At 62.8% G+C, this 20,645-nt stretch carries 21 protein-coding genes and 1 tRNA gene; 14 read left to right on the top strand and 8 right to left on the bottom strand.

What is annotated here, in order from left to right; genetic code table 11:
- The 4 genes from EN749_RS10850 to tkt form a co-directional block, all read right to left on the bottom strand.
- On the bottom strand, nucleotides 1-1,129 hold a 1,129-nt coding region (locus EN749_RS10850), incomplete at its 3' end, for a phosphoglycerate kinase (protein WP_145990897.1).
- Nucleotides 1,130-1,276: 147 nt separating this feature from the next.
- Nucleotides 1,277-3,166, bottom strand: a complete 1,890-nt coding sequence (locus EN749_RS10845) for a potassium/proton antiporter (RefSeq protein WP_127271761.1) — start codon at nucleotides 3,164-3,166, stop codon at nucleotides 1,277-1,279.
- Nucleotides 3,167-3,384: 218 nt separating this feature from the next.
- On the bottom strand, nucleotides 3,385-4,395 hold the full coding sequence (gene gap / locus EN749_RS10840) for a type I glyceraldehyde-3-phosphate dehydrogenase (protein WP_023810967.1): 1,011 nt from the start codon (nucleotides 4,393-4,395) through the stop codon (nucleotides 3,385-3,387).
- Nucleotides 4,396-4,549: 154 nt separating this feature from the next.
- The gene (gene tkt, locus EN749_RS10835; RefSeq protein WP_128363111.1) at nucleotides 4,550-6,541 is read right to left on the bottom strand and encodes a transketolase; all 1,992 of its coding nucleotides are present in this window, start codon (nucleotides 6,539-6,541) and stop codon (nucleotides 4,550-4,552) included.
- Nucleotides 6,542-6,802: 261 nt separating this feature from the next.
- Between tkt and EN749_RS10830 the strand changes: the two genes are divergently transcribed.
- The 4 genes from EN749_RS10830 to EN749_RS10815 all read left to right on the top strand — a co-directional run bounded on the left by EN749_RS10830 (nucleotide 6,803) and on the right by EN749_RS10815 (nucleotide 9,305).
- A complete protein-coding gene (locus tag EN749_RS10830) occupies nucleotides 6,803-7,075 on the top strand; it encodes a DUF4164 domain-containing protein (protein WP_013529251.1) in 273 nt (90 codons plus the stop codon).
- 20 nt (nucleotides 7,076-7,095) lie between these two features.
- Nucleotides 7,096-7,458 (top strand): cell division protein ZapA, encoded by a 363-nt coding sequence (locus tag EN749_RS10825; protein WP_128363110.1) that lies wholly within the window; start codon nucleotides 7,096-7,098, stop codon nucleotides 7,456-7,458.
- Between the two features lie 164 nt (nucleotides 7,459-7,622).
- Nucleotides 7,623-8,282: a peroxiredoxin gene (locus EN749_RS10820; protein ID WP_128363109.1), complete on the top strand. Its 660-nt coding sequence runs from the start codon at nucleotides 7,623-7,625 to the stop codon at nucleotides 8,280-8,282.
- Nucleotides 8,283-8,432: 150 nt separating this feature from the next.
- Nucleotides 8,433-9,305 carry an MBL fold metallo-hydrolase gene (locus EN749_RS10815; RefSeq protein ID WP_128363108.1) on the top strand — a complete coding sequence of 291 codons (873 nt, stop codon included), beginning with the start codon at nucleotides 8,433-8,435 and terminating at the stop codon, nucleotides 9,303-9,305.
- A 142-nt stretch (nucleotides 9,306-9,447) separates the two neighbouring features.
- Here EN749_RS10815 and rpoH read toward each other — a convergent pair whose 3' ends face one another.
- Both rpoH and EN749_RS10805 read right to left on the bottom strand, forming a co-directional pair.
- Nucleotides 9,448-10,359, bottom strand: a complete 912-nt coding sequence (rpoH, locus tag EN749_RS10810; RefSeq protein WP_128363107.1) for an RNA polymerase sigma factor RpoH — start codon at nucleotides 10,357-10,359, stop codon at nucleotides 9,448-9,450.
- Nucleotides 10,360-10,549: 190 nt separating this feature from the next.
- Nucleotides 10,550-11,590 (bottom strand): RluA family pseudouridine synthase, encoded by a 1,041-nt coding sequence (locus EN749_RS10805; RefSeq protein ID WP_128363106.1) that lies wholly within the window; start codon nucleotides 11,588-11,590, stop codon nucleotides 10,550-10,552.
- 28 nt (nucleotides 11,591-11,618) lie between these two features.
- On the opposite strand from EN749_RS10805, the gene EN749_RS10800 reads away from it, so the two are divergent.
- From EN749_RS10800 to EN749_RS10770, 7 genes are all read left to right on the top strand, one after another.
- Nucleotides 11,619-12,002, top strand: a complete 384-nt coding sequence (locus tag EN749_RS10800) for a fimbrial protein (protein ID WP_128363105.1) — start codon at nucleotides 11,619-11,621, stop codon at nucleotides 12,000-12,002.
- Between the two features lie 30 nt (nucleotides 12,003-12,032).
- A complete protein-coding gene (locus tag EN749_RS10795; protein ID WP_128363104.1) occupies nucleotides 12,033-12,440 on the top strand; it encodes a VOC family protein in 408 nt (135 codons plus the stop codon).
- A 90-nt stretch (nucleotides 12,441-12,530) separates the two neighbouring features.
- Nucleotides 12,531-12,605: transfer RNA gene (locus EN749_RS10790), tRNA-Glu, on the top strand.
- A 248-nt stretch (nucleotides 12,606-12,853) separates the two neighbouring features.
- Complete coding sequence (locus EN749_RS10785) at nucleotides 12,854-13,030, top strand: Flp family type IVb pilin (RefSeq protein ID WP_128305014.1); 177 nt, start codon at nucleotides 12,854-12,856, stop codon at nucleotides 13,028-13,030.
- A gap of 270 nt (nucleotides 13,031-13,300) precedes the next feature.
- Nucleotides 13,301-13,882: a VOC family protein gene (locus EN749_RS10780; protein ID WP_128363103.1), complete on the top strand. Its 582-nt coding sequence runs from the start codon at nucleotides 13,301-13,303 to the stop codon at nucleotides 13,880-13,882.
- A gap of 22 nt (nucleotides 13,883-13,904) precedes the next feature.
- The gene (locus EN749_RS10775) at nucleotides 13,905-14,732 is read left to right on the top strand and encodes a glutathione S-transferase family protein (protein ID WP_128363102.1); all 828 of its coding nucleotides are present in this window, start codon (nucleotides 13,905-13,907) and stop codon (nucleotides 14,730-14,732) included.
- A gap of 281 nt (nucleotides 14,733-15,013) precedes the next feature.
- Entirely contained in the window at nucleotides 15,014-15,382 is a 369-nt protein-coding gene (locus EN749_RS10770) for a hypothetical protein (protein ID WP_128363101.1), read from the top strand.
- A gap of 14 nt (nucleotides 15,383-15,396) precedes the next feature.
- On the opposite strand, the gene EN749_RS10765 is transcribed toward EN749_RS10770, so the two are convergent.
- Nucleotides 15,397-15,609, bottom strand: coding sequence for a hypothetical protein (locus tag EN749_RS10765; RefSeq protein ID WP_023810978.1), 213 nt, complete (start codon nucleotides 15,607-15,609; stop codon nucleotides 15,397-15,399).
- 369 nt (nucleotides 15,610-15,978) lie between these two features.
- Here EN749_RS10765 and EN749_RS10760 point away from each other — a divergent pair, with 369 nt between their 5' ends.
- Nucleotides 15,979-16,839, top strand: a complete 861-nt coding sequence (locus tag EN749_RS10760) for a DUF2865 domain-containing protein (RefSeq protein WP_245491343.1) — start codon at nucleotides 15,979-15,981, stop codon at nucleotides 16,837-16,839.
- A gap of 115 nt (nucleotides 16,840-16,954) precedes the next feature.
- Nucleotides 16,955-17,191, top strand: a complete 237-nt coding sequence (locus EN749_RS10755) for a hypothetical protein (protein WP_013529265.1) — start codon at nucleotides 16,955-16,957, stop codon at nucleotides 17,189-17,191.
- A gap of 74 nt (nucleotides 17,192-17,265) precedes the next feature.
- Here the strand turns inward: EN749_RS10755 and EN749_RS10750 are convergent, their stop codons facing one another.
- Nucleotides 17,266-17,616, bottom strand: coding sequence for a hypothetical protein (locus EN749_RS10750; RefSeq protein WP_128288233.1), 351 nt, complete (start codon nucleotides 17,614-17,616; stop codon nucleotides 17,266-17,268).
- A gap of 168 nt (nucleotides 17,617-17,784) precedes the next feature.
- Between EN749_RS10750 and EN749_RS10745 the strand changes: the two genes are divergently transcribed.
- Nucleotides 17,785-20,645: PAS domain-containing protein (locus EN749_RS10745; RefSeq protein WP_189367453.1), on the top strand; the 2,861-nt coding region annotated here is incomplete at its 3' end.

The following is a 20,645-nucleotide window of genomic DNA, read 5'->3' as shown; positions in this document are numbered from 1 at the left end:
CGGTCGAGACATAGGTGAAGTCGTCGGCGACGCCGGCATGGTTGAGCGCCGCCACCGTATCGCCGCCACCGGCAACCGAGACCAACTTGCCTTCCTTGGTGCGCGCCGCCGCATGCTTGGCCGCCGCTACCGTCGCATGATCGAAGGGCGCGATCTCGAAGGCGCCGAGCGGGCCGTTCCAGACCAGTGTCGCGGCGCGGTCGATCCATTCGCCGATGGCCGTCACGGTTTTGGCGCCGACATCGAGGATCATGCCGTCGGCCGGCACGTCCGATATGGCGACGGTCTCGCATTCCGCGCCCGCCTTGAACTCCTTGGCGACGACGCCGTCGACCGGCAGGATGATGGCGCAGCCGGCCTCGGCCGCCTCGATCATGATCTGCTTGGCGGTCGCGGCGAGATCATGCTCGCACAGCGATTTGCCGACATTGGTGCCACGCGCGGCAAGAAAGGTGTTGGCCATCCCGCCACCGATGACGAGGGCATCGACCTTCTTCACCAGGTTCATCAACAGATCGATCTTGGTCGAGACTTTGGCGCCGCCGACAATGGCGACGACCGGACGAACCGGTTTTCCCAGGCCCTTCTCCAGCGCCTCAAGCTCGGCTTGCATGGTGCGGCCGGCAAAAGCCGGCAACAGATGCGCCAGCCCCTCCGTCGAAGAATGCGCGCGGTGCGCGGCCGAGAAGGCGTCGTTGACGAAGATATCGCCATTGGCGGCGAGTTTTTCCGTGAAGGCCGGATCGTTCTTCTCCTCGGCCTTGTAGAAGCGGGTGTTTTCGAGCAGCAGCACGTCGCCCTTGTTCATGGCGGCGACAGCGCTTCCGGCCGTGTCGCCGACGCAATCCGAGGCGAAACCGACGGGGCGGCCGAGCACGTCGGCTGTCGCCTTGGCGATCGGTTCCAGCGAGAATTCGGGCGAGGGGCCATCCTTGGGGCGGCCGAAATGGGCGAGCAGGATGACCTTGGCACCCTTGCCTGACAGCTCGGCGATGGTCGGCGCGATGCGTTCGATGCGGGTGGTGTCGGTGACTTTGCCCTCAGTGACAGGCACGTTGAGGTCGACGCGCACCAGCACACGCTTGCCGCTGATGTTGCCGATATCGTCGAGTGTCTTGAAGGCGGCCATGCGGGGTTCCTTTCGCGAAAAACCGGGGGACCATACCCCGCATCGGTGTCGATGCAAGGCTTAGGGCGCGCTCGAACCGAAATTTTGAAGTGGGCACGATCTTGCACCGGCGGGGCGGATGAATGGCAGCGCTCAATAGCGGGTTTGTCAGCTTTCGGTTGCTGCCTTTTCCGGCGCTGGCTCCGGGGCCTGCTTTTCGTCCGCCCGCGCCTCGGCCTCCTGCGTCTCGGTCGGCTTGCGCCAGTTGCGGATGAAGGCGGAAAGACGATCGCCGATTTCGCCGGCGCTGAGGAAGACCGGCACCCGCGCCACCGGCGCGGTCGGCTCGAACGAGAGGCCGAGGCCTATGATCTTGCCCTTGTCGTCGACGTCGCGGACGATCAGTTCTATCGGGCCGAGCAGGACGCGGTCGGCGTATTCGGCATGGCCGCCGAGCCGCGCCGTGACCAGCGCGCCAACGGTGAGCTTTTGCTCCGCTTCGGTCAGGCCTGGCGTATAGGCCGCTTCCAGTTCAGCGGCGGAGCGCGCGGGGTCGACGGCGAAGGCACCGAAGAAATCGGCATCCTCGGGATCGACCACTGCACGGCTCGCGAACAGCTTGTCGAGCAGGCGCGGATAGCGGTCCGGCACGAAAATGTAGACCTGGTCGCCGGCGGCGAGCCGGCCCATGTCCTGGAAGCGCATCGAGCGGCCGTCGCGCAACACCAGCGAGGGTCGCGCCCAGCGTGGGATGCGCTCGCCGCGCGCCACCGGGCTGCCGTGTGCAACGCGATAGGCAAGAAGCTCGTGATGGGCCGAGCCCGGCAGTTCCAGCTCGACCTTGTCCAGCGGTCCGAGCCGTGCCGGCACGATCAGACCGAGGCGGCGCGCCAGCGGTCCGACTGTCCAGCCCTGGATGACCAGCGACACGAGTACGATGATGAAGGCGGTGTTGAAGATGACACGGCCGTTTTCCAGCCCGCCCAGCAGCGGGGTGATGGCGAGCAGGATCGACACCGCGCCGCGCAGGCCGACCCAGGAGACGAAGGCGACCTCGGGGCGCGGCAGACGGAACGGGATCAGGCAGAGCCAGACCGCGATCGGACGGGCGATGAACATCAGGAACAGGCCGAGCAGCACCGCCGGCACCATGATCGCCGGGAACTGCGACGGCGTCGCGAACAGGCCGAGGATGAGGAACATGATGATCTGTGCCAGCCATGACATGCCGTCCTGGAAGCGCTTGAGGATGGTGACGGCGCGGATATCGGAATTGCCCGAGATGAGGCCGGCGATATAGACCGCCAGGAAGCCCGAGCCGCCAATGGCGCCGGCGGCTGCAAACACCATCAGCGACAAGGTCAGCACGAAGATCGGCAGCAGGCCGTGGTCGAGATTGAGCCGGTCGACGAGGCGCACGATGGCGAGGCCGCCGAGCACGCCGACGACAGCGCCAAGGCCCATGTTGAGGAGGAAGCCGAGGAACAGGCTGGTGACCAGGACATTGGTTTCGGGGTTGGCGTGGGCGGCGATGATCTCTACCAGCGTGATGGTCAGGAAGATGGCGATCGGGTCGTTGGTGCCGGATTCCACCTCGAGCGTCGAGCGCACGCGTTCGCGCAGATTGATCTCGCCGGCGCGCAGCAGGAAGAACACGGCCGCCGCATCGGTGGAGGCGACGGCAGCCCCGAGCAGGAAGGATTCCAGCCAGGTGAGATCGAGCAGATAATGGGCGGCGACGCCGAACAGGCCGGTGGTGACAAGCACGCCGAAGGTGGCCAGCGACAAAGCCGGGCCCGCAGCCTGCCGCAAGGCATTGAGCGGCGTGCCGAAACCGGAATCGAACAGGATGACGGCCAGCGCCAGTGAGCCGGCAAAATAAGCGATGCGGGCGTTGTCGAACTGGATGCCGAGTCCGTCGGTGCCGGTGGCGAGGCCAATGCAGAGAAACAGGAGCAGAAGAGGGGCGCCGAAGCGGAAGGCGATCAGGCTCGAAAACGCGGCGGCGACGACAAGCGCTGTGCCGACCAGCGTGACGAGATAGATCGCATGCTCCATCCTGAAATCAGCCCCTCAAATTCGTCTGTCTCCTGCTTTGCGAGAGAGTGGGGCGAAGACGTGACCAGTGCAAGGCGGCAGGGTGGCTTTTTGGCCTATGCCGCTGATTTTCGGATGTTTTGGCGCGCAGGACACAAATTGGGAAGGCGCAAGCTGCGCTCATGAAAAACGCCCGGGCAAAGCCGGGCGTTCCAAGTCTCGAAAAGAGAGTTTTGTGATCAGGCGATGGTCTTGCCGAAGGCGACCGATGTGTCGCCCATGCGGTTGGAGAAACCCCATTCATTGTCGTACCAGGACAGCACCGACACGAAGTTGCCGTCCATCACCTTGGTCTGGTCGAGCGCCATGATCGAGGAGCGCGGATCGTGGTTGAAGTCGATCGACACGTTCGGATGATGGGTGACGCCGAGAATGCCCTTCAGCTTGCCGTTGGAAGCGGCGATCACCGCGTCGTTGATCTCCTGCACCGTGGTCGACCGCTTGGCGATGAACTTGAAGTCGACGACCGAGACGTTCGGGGTCGGCACGCGGATCGAGATGCCGTCGAGCTTGCCCTTGAGGTCGGGCAGCACCAGCCCGATCGCCTTGGCGGCACCCGTCGAGGTCGGGATCTGCGACAGGGCAGCGGCGCGGGCGCGGTAGAGATCCTTGTGCATGGTGTCCAGCGTCGGCTGGTCGCCGGTGTAGGAATGGATCGTCGTCATCATGCCTTTTTCGATGCCGACCGTCTCATGCAGCACGGCTGCCAGCGGCGCCAGGCAGTTGGTGGTGCAGGAGGCATTCGAGATGACGATATGATCCTTGGTCAACTGGTCGTGGTTGATGCCGTAGACGACGGTGAGGTCGGCGCCTTCGGCAGGGGCCGAAACGATGACGCGCTTGGCGCCGGCGGTCAGGTGTGCCGCTGCCTTGTCACGGGCGGTGAAGATGCCGGTGCATTCGAGCGCGATGTCGATGCCGAGTTCCTTCCACGGTAGCTGCGTCGGATCCTTGATCGCGGTGACCTTGAACGTTTCCTTGCCGACGGTGATCTGATCGCCGGAAACCGAAACTTCATGCGGGAAGCGGCCGTGCACGCTGTCGTAGCGCAACAGATGCGCATTGGTCTCGACCGGGCCGAGGTCGTTGACGGCGACGACGTCGATGTCCTTGCGGCCGGATTCATGGATGGCGCGCAGGATGTTGCGGCCGATGCGGCCAAATCCGTTGATGGCAACTCTGACGGTCATAATTCTCTCCCTGGGAGTTGGAGGGCGGATGAGGGGTCCGCAGTTTCATAGCGGTGGAAGCAGAAAGAATCCAGCCGCAGTGGCGTGGATTTAAATCGATTAAGTTGGGCCAGCCCGGCGAGTCCGCCTTTCGCGATTTCGCCGAACCTTGAACCTACTTGGTATGCAGGCGGGCTTCCGCCGCCTTGGCCGCGGCTTCGGCGGTAATGCCGAAATGCGGATAGAGTTGCTCGATCGTGCCCGAGGGGCCGAAGCCTGTCATGCCGACGAAGATGCCGTCGGAGCCGATCAGATGATCCCAACCCTGGCGTATGCCGGCCTCGATCGCCATCTTGATCGGCGCGTTGCCGATCGTTTTCTTGCGGTAGTCGTCGCTCTGCTGGTCGAACAGTTCGAAGCAGGGCACCGAGACGACGCGGGTCGGATGGCCGTGCTTTTCCAGCAGGTCGCGCGCGCCAAGCGCGATCTCGACCTCGGAGCCGGTGGCGAAGATCGTCACCGCTGCCTCGCCGCTGGCGGCAGCCACCTCATAGGCGCCCTGTCCACTGAGGTTCTTCGCCGAGAATTCGGTACGCACCGTCGGCAGGTTCTGGCGGGTCAGCGCCAACGTCGACGGCGTCTTTTCCGACTCCAGGGCGATCTGCCAGCATTCGGCGGTTTCGACCGCGTCGGCCGGGCGGAAGACATTGTGGTTGGGAATGGCACGCAATGCGGCCAGATGCTCGACCGGCTGGTGGGTTGGGCCGTCTTCGCCCAGACCGATGGAATCATGGGTCATGACGAAGATCGAGCGGATGCCCATCAGCGATGCCAGCCGCATCGACGGGCGGGCGTAGTCGGAGAAGCACATGAAAGTGCCGCCATAGGCGATGAGGCCGCCATGCAGCGTCAGGCCGTTGATCGCAGCCGCCATGCCGTGCTCGCGGATGCCGTAATGGATATAGCGCTGGCCATAGTCGTCCGAGGTGATGTTCTTGGTTTGGCTGGTCTTGGTGTTGTTGGAGCCGGTCAGGTCGGCGGAGCCGCCGATGGTCTCGGGCACGGCGCCGTTGATGACTTCCAGCGCCATCTCGGACGATTTGCGGGTGGCGACCTTCGGCTTGTCGGCCGACAACTTCTTCTTGTAATCGGCAATGATGGCGTCGAAATTGGACGGCAGCTTGCCGCTGAGGCGGCGTTCGAACTCGGCCTTCAGCTTGGCATCGGCCTTGGCCAGGCGGCCTTCCCAATCGGTGCGCGCCTTGGCGCCGGCCTTGCCGGCGGTGCTCCAGGCGTCGAGGATGTCGGCCGGAATCTCGAAGGGCGGCGAATTCCAGTTGAAGAACTTGCGAGCGCCGGCGATCTCGTCGGCGCCGAGGGGGGAGCCGTGCGCCTTGTTGGTGCCGGCCTTGGTAGGCGCGCCGAAGCCGATGGTCGTCTTGCAGGCGATCATGGTCGGCTTGTCGGAATGGCGGGCGGCTTCGATGGCATAGGCGATGGCTTCCGGATCGGTGCCGTCGATGTGACTGGCATTCCAGCCGGAGGCCTGGAAGCGGGCCACCTGATCGGTGTTGTCGGACAGCGAGACAGGGCCGTCGATCGAGATGTCGTTGTTGTCCCAGAAGACGATCAGCTTGTTGAGCTTGAGATGGCCGGCAAGCGCGATGGCTTCCTGGGAAACACCTTCCATCAGGCAGCCGTCTCCGGCCAGCACATAGGTGTAATGATCGACGAGATCGTTGCCGAAGGCGGCGTTCATGATGCGCTCGCCGAGCGCGAAGCCGACCGAATTGGCGAGACCCTGGCCGAGCGGGCCGGTCGTCGTCTCTATGCCGGCGGCATGGCCGTATTCGGGATGGCCGGCGGTCTTCGAGCCCAACTGACGGAAGTGCTTGATCTGGTCGAGGGTCATGTCTTCGTAGCCGGTCAGATGCAGCAGCGAATAGAGCAGCATCGAGCCATGGCCGGCAGACAGGATGAAACGGTCGCGGTCGGCCCAGTGCGGGGCCTTGGGATCATATTTCAGGAAGCGCGTGAACAGCACCGTGGCGATGTCGGCGCAGCCCATGGGCAGGCCGGGATGGCCGGAATTTGCCTTCTCGACGGCATCCATGGAGAGAAAGCGGATCGCATTGGCCATCCGGTCATGTTGTTCACGCGACGTCATGGTTCCTCCAGAAGTGGGGGTTTGGGGGCTTGGGAGAGCCCTGAAAAGGGTGCGCGACACATAGCAGGCGCGCGCTTTTAGTCAACAAATCGGGTGCACATTTGCCGGCCTTGTGATGCCGGCGGCGGGTCTACATTAGCGTTAGCGGGGGACAGTCGCGAGAGCTTTGTTGACGTGGCCTTCACCCGGTGCCTAATGTTTCCGAGATAACGCGTTCTGAACGCGAACGATTCGGTGATGGGCAGGGCACAGGACGAAGCCATGACCGGGGAAGCCACACTCAAGGAAGTCATCGCCAGGCTGGGCAAGGCCATCGAGGGGCTGGAAAACGCCGTCGCGGCCAAGCTCGAGCATGAACGCGATTACTCGGAAGCCGAGGCCGAAGTGCAGCGGATGAATGCCGATCGCTCCCGGCTGGCGCAGGAACTCGACAATTCCGAAGCGCGCGCCGAACGTCTGGAAGACGCCAACAAGGAAGTGTCGCGACGGCTGGTGACCGCCATGGAAACCATCCGCGCTGTGTTGGACAGGTAGGGGGCTGGACAGGTAGGCTCATGGCTCAAGTCACGGTTTCCATCGACGGCAAACAGTATCGGATGGCCTGCGACGAAGGTCAGGAAGACCATCTGATCGATCTTGCCGAGCGTTTCGACCGTTATGTCTCGCATCTGAAGGACTCCTTTGGCGAGATCGGCGACCAGCGGCTGACGGTGATGGCCGGCATCATGGTGATGGACGAGCTTTCGGAGCTGCAGAAACGCGTCAAGGGCATGGAAAGCGAAGTGCTGACCTTGCGCAAGACGCGCGACGATGCGCTGACCAAGGCCGACAAGAACGACAGCGTGCTGACCAACGCGCTTGGCGCGCTGGCACAGCGCATGGAAGACCTGGCAACGTCGCTGGCCGTGAAATCCTAGACTTTACCGGCGCCGGCAGCGAAATTTCTACATTCTCCAACAAAAGGGGAAAATTTTTCGCGCCCAGCACCACTGCCGGGCGACCTCACCGTTTTGAAGGTCGCAGCGGGAGTGGTAAAAGGGTCGGAGCCCGCCAGCCGGCGGCATTCACAGGGGTAGGGACCATGAGCCTTCGTATCAATGACATTGCGCCGGACTTCAGCGCCGAGACAACGCAAGGGACGATCAACTTCCATGAATGGATTGGTGACGGCTGGGCGATCCTGTTCAGCCACCCGAAGAATTTCACGCCGGTCTGCACGACCGAGCTTGGCACGATGGCCGGGCTCGAAGGTGAGTTCAAGAAGCGCAACGTCAAGATCATCGGCATTTCCGTCGATCCGGTCGCGAGCCATGACAAGTGGCAGGCCGACATCAAGACGGCGACCGGCCATTCGGTGAATTATCCGCTGATCGGCGACAAGGACCTCAAGGTCGCCAAGCTTTACGACATGCTGCCGGGCGGCGCCGGCGAGACGTCGGAGGGCCGCACGTCCGCCGACAACGCCACGGTGCGCTCGGTCTACGTCATCGGACCGGACAAGAAGATCAAGCTGGTGCTGACCTACCCGATGACCACGGGCCGCAACTTCGATGAGATCCTGCGTGCGGTTGATTCCATGCAGCTGACCGCCAAGCATCAGGTGGCGACGCCGGCAAACTGGAAGCAGGGCGAGGACGTCATCATCACCGCTGCCGTCTCCAACGAGGACGCGATCAAGCGCTTCGGCGCCTATGAGACCATCCTGCCGTATCTGCGGAAGACAAAGCAGCCGTCCGCCTGATCCCAGGCGCTTCGGAACGATTTTTGGCCCTCTCGCCCTTGCGGGCCAAGTGATGCTTGACGGAGGCGTCCGAGTGGAGAAACATGCTCCTTTCGGATGCCGTCAGAGAAAATCATTCCTGCCGGCCAAGGGGTCGTGGGGAAGCCGGAATTGGACGTAACTTTGGCCAGGCCGCAGGTCAGCGGCTTCTATGACAAGCCGACCGGGGCCATCCAGTATGTCGTCGCCGACCAGGCGACGAAACGCTGCGCCATCATCGATCCGATCCTCGATTTCGACGAGAAATCCGGTGCCACGGCAACGACGAATGCCGATGTCCTGCTCGACTTCGTCAGCGAGCAGGGTCTGAGCGTCGAATGGATCCTCGACACCCATCCGCATGCCGACCATTTCTCGGCGGCGCACTATCTGAGAGAGAAGACCGGCGCGCCGACGGCAATCGGCGACAGGGTCGTCGAGGTCCAGAAACTGTGGAAGGCGATCTACAACTGGCCGGATTTTCCCGCCGACGGTTCGCAGTGGGACAGGCTGTTTGCTGAGGGCGAAACCTTCCAGGTCGGCACCCTTCCGGTCAAGGTACTGTTCTCGCCCGGGCACACGCTGGCCTCGATCACTTATGTGATCGGCAATGCCGCCTTCATCCACGACACGCTGTTCATGCCCGACAGCGGCACGGCGAGGACGGACTTTCCCGGCGGCAGTGCCGCGCGGCTCTGGCGCTCGATCCAGGACATACTGGCGTTGCCGGACGAGACGCGGGTTTTCGTCGGCCATGACTATCAGGCCGGCGGCCGCGAGCCTTTGTGGGAGAGCACGGTCGCCGAGCAGAAGGCCGGGAATATTCACCTCGTCGCCGCGCGCAACGAGGCCGAGTTCGTTGCCTTGCGCGAGGCCCGTGACAGGACGCTGCCGATGCCGCGGCTGATCCTGCATGCGCTGCAGGTCAACATGAATGGCGGGAGGCTGCCCGAACCCGAAGCCAATGGCCGGCGGTACCTGAAGTTTCCGCTGGACGGGCTTTGAGGGGCCGTTGGTGAAGCTGCCAATCTCGACCCTTGCGGGGGAGATTGGCTGTCGCCCCCGTTCGCCAACTCCCAATCAGCCACAAAAAAGGCGGCGCCAGGTTTCCTGGCGCCGCCTTGATTTTTTGTTGCCTTAGCTAACCTTACGCCGCCGGCTGCGCCTCAATCGTGCGCAGCGCCTGGGTCTGGCGCTTGGCGGCGGCCTTGACCGCATCCTGCACCTTCTCGAAGGCGCGCACCTCGATCTGGCGCACGCGCTCGCGGCTGATGTCGAACTCGGACGAAAGCTCTTCCAGCGTCAACGGCTCCTCGGCGAGGCGGCGGGCCTCGAAGATGCGCCGCTCGCGCTCGTTGAGCACGGCAAGAGCGCCCGACAGCATGCCGCGCCGGTTTTCCAGCTCGTCCTGCTCGATCAGCATCTCTTCCTGGCTTTCGTGGTCGTCGACCAGCCAGTCCTGCCATTCACCGGACTCACCTTCGCTCGCCCGGATTGGGGCATTGAGCGAGGCATCGCCCGACAGGCGGCGGTTCATCGACACCACTTCGGCTTCGGAAACGTTCAGCCTGGTGGCGATCTCCGCGATCTGGTTGGGCTTCAAGTCGCCGTCGTCGAGCGCTTGGATCTTGCCCTTCACCTTGCGCAGGTTGAAGAACAGGCGCTTCTGGTTGGCGGTCGTGCCCATCTTGACCAGGCTCCACGAGCGCAGGATGTACTCCTGGATCGAGGCCTTGATCCACCACATGGCATAGGTCGCGAGGCGGAAGCCACGCTCGGGTTCGAATTTCTTGACGGCCTGCATCAGGCCGACATTGCCTTCCGAGATCACTTCACCGATCGGCAGGCCATAGCCGCGATAGCCCATGGCGATCTTGGCGACGAGCCTGAGGTGGCTGGTGACGAGCTTGTGCGCAGCAGAGGTGTCTTCATGCTCGGCATAACGCTTGGCGAGCATGTACTCTTCCTGCGGCTGCAGCATGGGAAAGCGGCGGATTTCTTCCAGGTAGCGGCTGAGGCCGCCTTCGCCGGAAACGATACTGGGTAGTGACTGGGCCATGATAGCGCCCCCTCTCTATTGGAGTGATGCCCCCGAAACGCGGCGGGCATGTGACGCGAGCACCAAAAGGCTCGCCCGCGACATCACATCTTATACAGGAACAAAACCAGAAAAGACAGGCATTTGTTCAACACGAAACAGTGTGTCACGGTGAAGTGAACAATATCAGTCAGGTTTTTTGATGGCGGGTTCAGAGCTTGCGGAAGCCGTCGACGAGTTCCTCCATGTCCCTCGGTAACGGCGCCTCGAACCTCATGGTTAGATGGGTAGTGGGGTGCCGAAATGCAAGGAGCCAGGCATGCAAAGCTTGTCGAGGAAATGCCTTGACCTGACTTTTCAGCGCTTCGGGCAGCCGGTTGGCCTTGGTGCGGAAGGCTTGGCCGTAATCGGGGTCGCCGATCACCGGATGGCCGATATGCGCCATGTGGACACGGATCTGGTGGGTGCGGCCGGTCTCCAGCCGGCATTCGACCAGGCTGGCCGTGGCGAACTCCTGTTGGCTCTCGCCGAAGCGCTCCTGCACGGCGAAGTGGGTGACCGCATGGCGGGCGTCGTCGCGTCCTTCCGGCACCACGGCACGGCGCACGCGGTCGGCGGCGCGGCCGAGCGGCGCGTCGACCCTTCCGGTCGGCCTCTGCGGTATGCCCCAGACCAGCGCCAGATAGGCACGTTCGAGATCGCCGGTCAGGCCGTGATCGGCGAAGGCTTCGGACAGCGACTTGTGGGCGCGGTCGGTCTTGGCGACGACCATGACGCCGCTGGTCTCCTTGTCGAGGCGGTGGACGATGCCTGGCCGCCGCACGCCGCCGATGCCGGAAAGGCTGTCGCCGCAATGATGGATCAGCGCATTGACCAGCGTGCCGGTCCAGTTGCCCGCTCCGGGGTGCACGACAAGCCCGGCCGGCTTGTTGATGACGATCAGTTCGTCGTCCTCATAAAGCACATCGAGCGCGATGTTCTCGCCCTGCGGCTCCGCCGGCTCCGGCTCCGGCATGGTAACCGACACGCTTTCGCCGGGCGCCATCTTGCGCTTGGTCTCGTCGACAGGCTTGCCGTCGACCGAGACCGCGCCCTGCCTGATCAGCATCTGCACGCGGCTGCGTGACATGTCCGGACCAAGGCTTGCGGCCAGCCACTGGTCGAGGCGCAGGCCGGCCGCATCCGCGCCCGCCACCAGCACGGTCGCTACCGCCTCTATCAATTCAGGGGCCTCTTCGCTATGAGCGCTCATTGAAAAACCGTTCCGGAACTGTTTTGCCATGGCCAGCCCGATCGCCGAAGAAGACCAGGATAAGCCGCTCGACCCCGAGGTCGAAAAGGTGCGCAGGAAGCTCGTCCGCTTCGTCGGGATCAATCTCGGCCTGCTGTTCCTCGCCCTTATGGTGGTGATCGGCGCCCTTGTCTACAAAGCGCGCAATGCACCGCCGGCGAACCCGCCGCTGGCCGGGGATATCCAGACACCCGCCGGCGAACCGGTCAACGGCGACATCGTGCTGCCGGTCGGCGCCAAGGTGGTCAGCCAGTCGCTATCCGGCAATCGTGTCTCGATCGACGCCGAGCTTGCCGACGGCAGCCGCACGATCTTCGTCTACGATATCGCCGAGCGCCGCCTGATCGGCCGTTTTGCGATCCGCAACAAATGAGCGGTAGCAACCAATGAGTTGGCCACAGGCATGACCGGGTTCGCCGAACATCGACGCGTCGCGACCGTCGCCCTGGTCGTCGCCAGCTATGACGAGGCGATTGCCTGGTATGTCGAGCGGCTGGGCTTCCTGCTCATCGAGGATGTCGATCTCGGCGGCGGCAAGCGCTGGGTCACTGTGGCGCCGGCCAGCGGCCAAGGCGCCAGGCTGCTGCTGGCCGAAGCTTCCGACGAGGCACAAAGCAAAAGCATCGGCAACCAGACCGGCGGGCGTGTCTTCCTGTTCCTGGAAACCGACGATTTTGCCCGCGACCACGCAGCGATGCTGGAGAAGGGCGTCGAATTCCGCGAAGCACCGCGCTTCGAGCCCTACGGCACGGTGGCGGTTTTCGCCGATCTGTACGGCAATCTCTGGGATCTGATCGAACCGAAACGATAGGCTCACGGCCGGCTTTTCCTCGGCAAGGGAAAGCGGCCTAACCCCAGTTGCTTTTTCCCAGCGCTCAGCCTATATCGCCGGTTCTTGAACGCGCCCATCGTCTAGCGGTCAGGACACCGCCCTCTCACGGCGGGAACAGGGGTTCGATTCCCCTTGGGCGTACCAAGTTTTTCGACAAATTTGCAGGATGCCGTCGATTTCGTTCTGAAGTCGACGACCCTCGATACTGTGGCGTTCAGGAAACCAGCTCTGCACAGGTAGCCGCAGCCTTGAAAATCCCAGTGGCACCAACCACTCGGGCCTTCATTTCATTCGTCTGGCAAATGTTAACGGACCCGAAACCGAGAACCTTAACGCCCCCGCAACTCACGGCAATATATTAGTTGTCGCTTTAGTAGCTGTAGGAGGTTGAAATGCAGAAAACAGCCTATCGTTTCGCTTGGGACGAGTCTGGCGCCACCGCGATCGAGTATGGCTTGATCGCGGCTCTTATCGCGCTGGCGATCATCACCGGCGCCGGGGCACTTGGCAATTCGCTCAACGGGATCTTCACGAACGTCGGCACTACGGTCAACAGCAGCGGCTCGTAAGTCGGTACCTCAATTCGGTCGGCCGTCGGCCGGATCGTCGACCCTCAGCCTCCAAAAGCGTAGCGTGTACGTCCTTCCGATGCCGGGCATCGGAAGGACGGCGCACTCTCAATCACCCGGCTTATCCGTTGCGCCGCCGCGTTCGTCGCTTCTGGCGCTGCGGCCCTGTTTGCATTAGCATCACGTCACGGATCCTGAGGTGCGGCTCCGGCGGCGCGCAGAACGCCGCGCTGCCCGGACGGCCAGTTGATGCCGTGGGGAGGAAGGCCAATGCAGAAGCTGCAATCTCAGGGCGTTCATCACATCACGCTGGTGGGTGCCGGGCGCCAGACCTCTATCGATTTCTGGGAAGGCGTGCTCGGCATGCCGTTCATGTTCGAGCAGCCCAACCTCGACAAGCCCAGGGAAAGCCACCTCTATTTCGATCCGGGTGATGGCCGGTTGATCACCATTTTCACCGACGAGAGCCGCACACCGGAGAAGCGGCGCACGCCGACCGATCCGGGTTGTGTCCACCACATCGCCTTTTCGGTGTCGCGCGTCACCTTCCTGCAGGCGGTCTCTCGGCTCGACGAGCGCGGCATCAAGCACAGCGGCGTCAAGGATCGCGGTTTCATGGATTCGATCTATTTCGAGGATCCGCTCGGCCTGCTGATCGAACTGGCGTCCTACCGCTTCGAACCGCCAGCGGGCTTCACCCACGCCGATGTGCTGATGGAAGCGCACAGGCTGCGGGTCGCGCGCGGCGACTACAACATCGCCGAAGTGCATCTCGCCGATGCGATCCAGGCGCTCGTCGAGCGTTCCCGCGCCACCTTGTCGGACGATCGGGCGCCGAAGAACCCATACTGAACAGACCAGAGGGAGGAACAAGATGGCCAAGACAGCGACGAAGACTGCCGGGAAATCCGCGGCGAAAGCTGCGGCAAAGCCAAAAGCCAAGGCGGCCGCCAAGCCTGCGGTGAAGGCGACGGCAAAAGCCGCGCCCAAGGCCAAGCCGGCCAAGAAGCCGGCGTTGAAGCTCAGCATGCTGAAGCCCAGCGTCAACAACATGACCGTGCGGGTGTTTGCGCGCGCGGCCGGTTTCGACCATGCCGAGACCGATGCCTGGGGCCACACCCGTTCGCCGGAGTTCATGGCGCGAAATCCCGCCCATTTGACACCGATGATCGAGGACAAGGGCCTCCCTAGAGGCGTGCTGTGGGAAAGCTGCGCCATCATGCAGTATCTTGCCAACAAGCACGGGCTGGAGAAATTCTATCCGAAGGCGCCGGCCAAGCGGGCGATGGTCGACAGTGCCATGTTCTACCTGATCGGCACGCTCTACCCCTATGTGGCACGCGCCACCTATCCGGCGCTCGGCTTCCCGCATTATGCCGGCGAGGTCGGCCACAGCGACGCCCATCCCGACAAGAAGTCCGAAGCCCAGAAGGCGGCGATGGCGGCGATCGCCGAGCCGCTCGAGGTGTTTCACAGCTTCTTCAGGGACGGCAAGCCGTTCATCGGCGGCAAGAACCCGTCCATCGCCGATATCCGCCTGGCGGCGACGCTCGAATTCCTGGCCGTCGTCGACTATGCTTTGCCCAAGTGGGCGAAGGACTATGTGGCGGCGATCGAGAAGACGCTCGGCAAGGCCTATAGCGAGCCGGCCGGCGATGTGCGCGGCTACATCGCCCATGTGAAGTCGCAGGCCAAGGCCTGAGGTTAAGGATTCGTTAACCAAAGCCCTGTCTACTGCAGGCAATTCGCTTTCGGCCCGCGACCACGGATGTACTGGCGCAGAACGTCGTAGCGATAGGAAAGGTCGGCGCAATGCCGGCCTTTTTGCTGTTCGCACGCCATCGCCAAGTGCGATCTGGCACGCAGGCCTCGTCCAGTGTCGCTTTTTGGCGTCAACTTTTTTGTCGTTGCCGGCGTTGGCCCTACCATCCATCTCGGCAGTCCGGCATGGATTGTCGGTCAGGCATGAGACGAGGGCTGGCGATGAAAAGCGTTGCGAGACGGATTGCGGTTGCGGGCGTGATGCTGGCGGCCGCTGTCCATGCTTCGAGTGCAGCCGAACTCAACACGGTGGACGATGTCGGGGCAGCGATCCAGGCATGCTGGACACCGCCGGCGGACGCCGGGACCGCCAGCGTCACCTTGAGCTTCAGCTTCAAGCGGGATGGCACGCTGATCGGCCCGCCGAGGCCGACGGCCATTAAAGTGGATGGTGATGCCAAAGCGAAGAAATCGTTTGTCGATGCCGCGACAGCGGCCCTGCAGGATTGCCTGCCCCTGACTTTCTCGGCGAAGCTGGCGCAAGGGGTCGCTGGCAACGTGTTTACGTTGCAATTCGCTTCTCCAAAATAGGCGCCGCTGCCGGTTCAGTGGTGACTGCGCCTGGCCTCGGCATGCCGGGCAAGATCGGGCGTCTCGAAGACGTAGTCGCTCCAGGCTGATTCAGGAACCTGGCCGGCCAGATAGCATTCCAGCAACAGGCTTTGCTCGGGATTGAGTGGCCTTGGCGCGCGCTGGTCCAGCCCCAGCGAGTGAAACAGGTTTCTTGTCAGGTCGGAGACGGTGAAGTGGATCGACATCTGCGTTCTCCTTTTGGTCCTTCAACGCGGAAGACCGGGCAAAGGTTTCGAACGCCTGGCGATAATGCGCTTGATCTTGGTCCGTTGCGCTGCAGGTCCTCGGCGATGGTCAGGCTTGCGCTTTCTTTCGAGGTTCGTCTCAATCTTGAAATAAAAATGTAATATCGAATTTACATGAGGTGACGTAGTACAATAGACAATAGGTCATTCATGTCGAAATTCGTTAGATTATTAGGAACTACTCATGTAACCGAAGCTTGCTGAAGTCATGGACTCTAAATTCCAGGTTCTCCGCAAAAAGGACAAGTTGTCCCGATGATCCGTTTCTGGCCTTCCATGGTGATCGCATTTATTTCTCTGGCGGCAGTTTTGTTCGGTACGCTTTCGTCCTACGCGGACAGCTGCGGCGCGATCAGAAGCCAGTTGCTTTCGGCTGGCCGCAGCGGCGGGGCGAGCCCGGAGCTTGCCCAGTTGCGCCGGCAACTTGCAGCCATCCAGACTATCGAGAGACAGCGCCAGTGCACGGCGAAGAGTTCGCTTGGTGGTCTCTTCAACGCTTGCGCCGATCTCGCCAGGAGCCGCTCGGATGTGCAGCGCCGGATCGCTGCCGCTGGGAATTCGGGCCGCGACACAGCGGGCCTGCAGGCGCGCCTCGTCGCGCTTGGCTGTGCGCCTTCGGCAAAGCAACGGCCTGTGCGCGCCGCGCCCAGCACCCAATCGGCGAGCACCACGTTCGCCGGCAATGCGATGCTGTTTTGCGTGCGTCTGTCGGACGGATATTTCTTCCCGGCGCCAAAGTCGCAATTCGCCGCCAGCGGCGATCTGAAGGAGACGGTCGATCAATGCCGTTACATCTGCGATGACCCCGGCGTCGACCTCTACACGTTGAACGACGCTAGCCTCGAGACCGACCAGATGACCGCGCTCGACACGCGCAAACCCTATACCGAGCTGCCGGCAGCCTTCAGATATCGCGATGATGCGAATTTCAAGGCATGCGACGTCAAGCGCTACTACCAGCGGGTCACCGAACTGCGAGCCAGGACCGTGACGCCCGCCAACATGCGCAACGCCATTATTCCGTTGCCGACGGCGAAGCCGGATCTCGGCACGGTTGCGGCCGTCCCCGGGATCGATGCCGAAGCCCCAGGTGCCGCCCAGCACCTTTCGATCGAGGCCGGCGAGCGGCCGGTGCGCTTGGTCGGCCCGGCATTTTTCCCGGCCGAATGATCGCCGGTCTTGCGATCACCGGCGGCGGCGTGCCTGCTGCTATGCGGCTGCGCGATCCGTCTGGAACAGAGGGGCGCTCACGGCGTTGTGATCGACATCAGCCGGGAGGAACGCCATGGCTACGTTCAGGGAAATGCGGGTGCTGGAGATCGTCGAAGACGACTCGCTGACCACCGAACAGAAAATCGCCGAACTGCGCGAGATCGAATCCGAGGCGCGTGGGTTGCAGCGGGCTGCCTCGGAGGGTCCAATGGACGACGATGACGGTTGGCAGGAAGATCTGCGTCAGGTTCGTCTTGCACTCGACAAACTCGGAGCGAAGGAGCCGAAAAAAGGCGCTGCTTCCCTGTGAAGGCCGGTTCGCCGAGCTATCCGCGGATCGCGTTTGTTTGACCGAATCCCGCTTTTAAGAGACCAAGCTCCAATCTAATCGCAGACCATGCGAGCTCTCTTGCCAGGCTCGCTGATGTTCCTGCAGGTCAGCGACTTCGCCGGCGCCGATAGGGACGCCGACGCAGGCAACCTCGTCTGGTGCCGTTTCGGTGCGGCATGGCTGACCTTGCGCTCGGAAAAACGCCGGGGCGGCTGCGGCGCCACCGGAAAAGCGCCGTTTTCGACCTCGGATTGGCCGTAGTCGACATTCGGTGGCGGCCGATCCCAGATGCGCCGGACATCGAGCGGTCTCGGGATGACGACCGTGCCGTCATAACTGCGCGAGCAACCGCCGCCGAAAAGCAGCGCCAGCCCCATGAAAAAAGGCACAATCCGTCCAAGCATCAGCAATACCCCTGCCGTTGCTTATATAGCGGGTTCGACCCCGCCGACAACCGGGCGGAATGGAGCTAACTGACCGTTAAGGTTAGCGGATCCTTAATGCTTCTCGGGCACATTTTGCCGACGAACCGCGGAGGAGGGTTCGGCCTTGGTTTTCGGGGTGGGGACGGCATGGCGGAAGCGAACGAAACAATCAGCGCGCGCGGCAAGCGCGCGCCTCGCAGATCCACAGCGCATGGCGACGATGCATCATCGTCCGCCTCTTGCATGGATTCGAACGATGCGCTTCGCCAACTCGTCGAAGCCGGTTCCGACTGGGTCTGGGAGACCGACGCCGAACTGCGCTTCTCCTGGCTCTCGCAAAATTACCAGGCAGCCACCGGCATCGATCCGGCAAACGTGCTTGGCCGGTTCCGCTTCGACTTCCTCAATCAGGTCCTGAACGGCGATCGTAGTGGCGCCGCGCATTTGGAGGATCTGCAGGCGCACCGGCCTTTTCGCGACTTCGTCTACGAACTCAAGGGTGGCAGCGCCGACTGTCGCTGGGTCTTGACATCAGGCTTTCCGAAGTTCGACGACGAAGGAAGATTTGCCGGCTATCGCGGAATCGGCCGCAACGTCACGGCATTGGCCGGCGCCTTCAAAGGTCCGGGGCCGGAACCATCGGCCGACGGCGAGCCCGACCAGCATCTGGCCGACCTCGAGCGGACGATGGACGCCATGCACATGGGCGTCGTGCTCCTCGACGCCAGGCTCGACACGCTGATCGTCAACAAGGCCTATCGCGACCTCTCGAGGATTCCGGACGGCGCTGTCGGCGTCGGCGCTCCGTTCAGTCTGTTGATGGAGCTCAACCGCCGCAGCGGCATCTATGGCGACATCGACGAACGGCAATGGCAGCGCTACCTTGCCACTCGTCTCGAGGAGATTCGCGCCGGATCCGTCGCGCCGCGCGAATTTGTCCATGCCAACGGCAGGACGATGATGTTCTCGGTGACGGCGCTGTCAGGCGGCAAGCGGCTGTTGACCTATTATGAGGTCACCGAGATCAAGCAACGCGATGCGGAGATCAAAAGCGCGAACGCCAAGATCGCCGAGACCTTCGCCAGTCTCCGCACCATGGTCGACCAGATGCCGATCGGTGTCCTCGTCCTCGACGCCGATATGCGCACCGAGATCATCAACCGTGCTTTCTATGATTTCTGGCAGATCGACGCCCGGCGCGCCGAGATCGGCTGCAGCTTCCGCGATCTGATGGACGCCAGCCGCGACATCGATCCGTTTGGTGCCGACGATGCATCATGGCAGCGGCATATCGCCGAGCGCGAGGCGGAAATCAGGGCCGGGATCGACGCGGCGCGGCAGTTCCCGCGCAATGACGGCCGCACGCTGATATCGTCGATGGCGCCGCTGGCCGGCGGCAAGCGGCTGATCTCCTATGTCGACGTCACCGACATGAAGAACCGGGAGGCCGAACTTGCCGACGCGCTGGAGAAAGCGCGGCTGGCGGAGGCGGTGATCAACGCCGTCAAGGATCCGATCTTCGTCAAGGACGACCATCTGCGCTTTGTCTTCGTCAACGAGGCGTTCGCGGCTCTGTTTGGCCAGACGCCGCAAGCCATGCTCGGCAAGCCCGGCGGCGATTTCCTCCCGGCGAACGCTGTCGCGCTTTTCGAGCAGAGCGAAGATGAGGTCCTTGCGACCGGGCGGCCGTACGAAGTGGAAGAGAATTTCGAGGTCGATGGCGCCAGCCGATCGCGCATCGTCAGGAAGAGCCGCGTCGGCATGGCCAGCGGCCGCAACTATGTTGCCGGCTTCCTGTTCGATATTTCCGAAATGAAGCGCCGCGAGACGGAAGCGCAGGATGCGCGCAAGCATCTCGCCAGCGTGCTGGAATCCTTGCCGGCCGCCGTGATCATCTACGATCGCGACGACAGGTTCGTTTTCGCCAACCGCAAGATCCAGGATACGCTGCCGGCCTTGAAGCCGGCATGGCAGCCCGGCTGCACATTCCGCGAGGCACTCGTTCTGGGCCATGCGAACGGCTATTTCCGCGACAGCGGCGATCCACAAGTCGACCAGCTCTACGACAGCGACCATGACCGCTGGCTGGATGCGATCCTCGCCCGCTACCGCTTGCCCAATTCCTGCTACGAGCGTCATAACCCCGACGGCCGCTGGTACCAAGTCTACGACATGCGGACTGATGGCACCTTCATCGGTGTTCGCGTTGACATCTCCGAGATCAAGAGCCGCGAGGCGGCATTGCGCGATTCGATGCGCCAGATCGACCTGTTCCGGCACGTGATGGACGAGTTGCCGGTGGCCGCCTTCATCAAGGCGCAGGACCTGAGCATAGAATTCGTCAACAAGGCCTGGTGCGCGATCACCGGCTTGGCCAAGGAGGATGTCATCGGCCGCACCGACCGGCAGTTGTTCGGTGCGCAGGACGCCGATGGCTACAGCCATGACGACACGCAAGTCGCCGTGACGGGCGCCGTCAGGGAGGTCGAGGAACCCGTCACCCATCGCGACGGCACGGTTCGGCAGTTGATGACGCGCAAGAGCCGCCTGGTGACGCTGGACGGGTCGGTGCATCTGGTCGGTTCGAGCACCGACATCACCGACGTCAAGGCGCGCGAGCGTGCGCTGGAAGAGAGCATGCGCGAGAACGAGGTGTTCCGCAGCCTGATCGACAACGTGCCGGTATCGATCTACGCCAAGCGCTCCGATCTCCGGCAGTTCTATGTCAACAAGGGCTGGTCCGATCTCACGGGCTTCAGCAAGGAAGAGGCTATCGGCAAGACCGACATCGAGATTTTCGGGCCGGATGGCGAGGCTTTCGTCAATGGCGACCTCGCCGTGCTGCGCACCGGCGAAACCCAGGAGGTCGAAGAGACGGTGACGTTGGCCGACGGCAGCGTCAGGCATCAATTCGCCCGCAAGGGCGCGATGATCGCCTCCGACTGCTCGCTCTATCTGATCGGCTCGACCACCGACATCACCGAGCTGAAGATGCGAGAGGCGGCACT

The organism is Mesorhizobium sp. M7A.F.Ca.ET.027.02.1.1, assembly GCF_004022985.1.
Classification (GTDB): Bacteria; Pseudomonadota; Alphaproteobacteria; order Rhizobiales; family Rhizobiaceae; genus Mesorhizobium.
The sequence above is the reverse complement of the archived record's forward strand: the minus strand, read 5'-3'. Positions and strand labels throughout refer to the sequence as shown.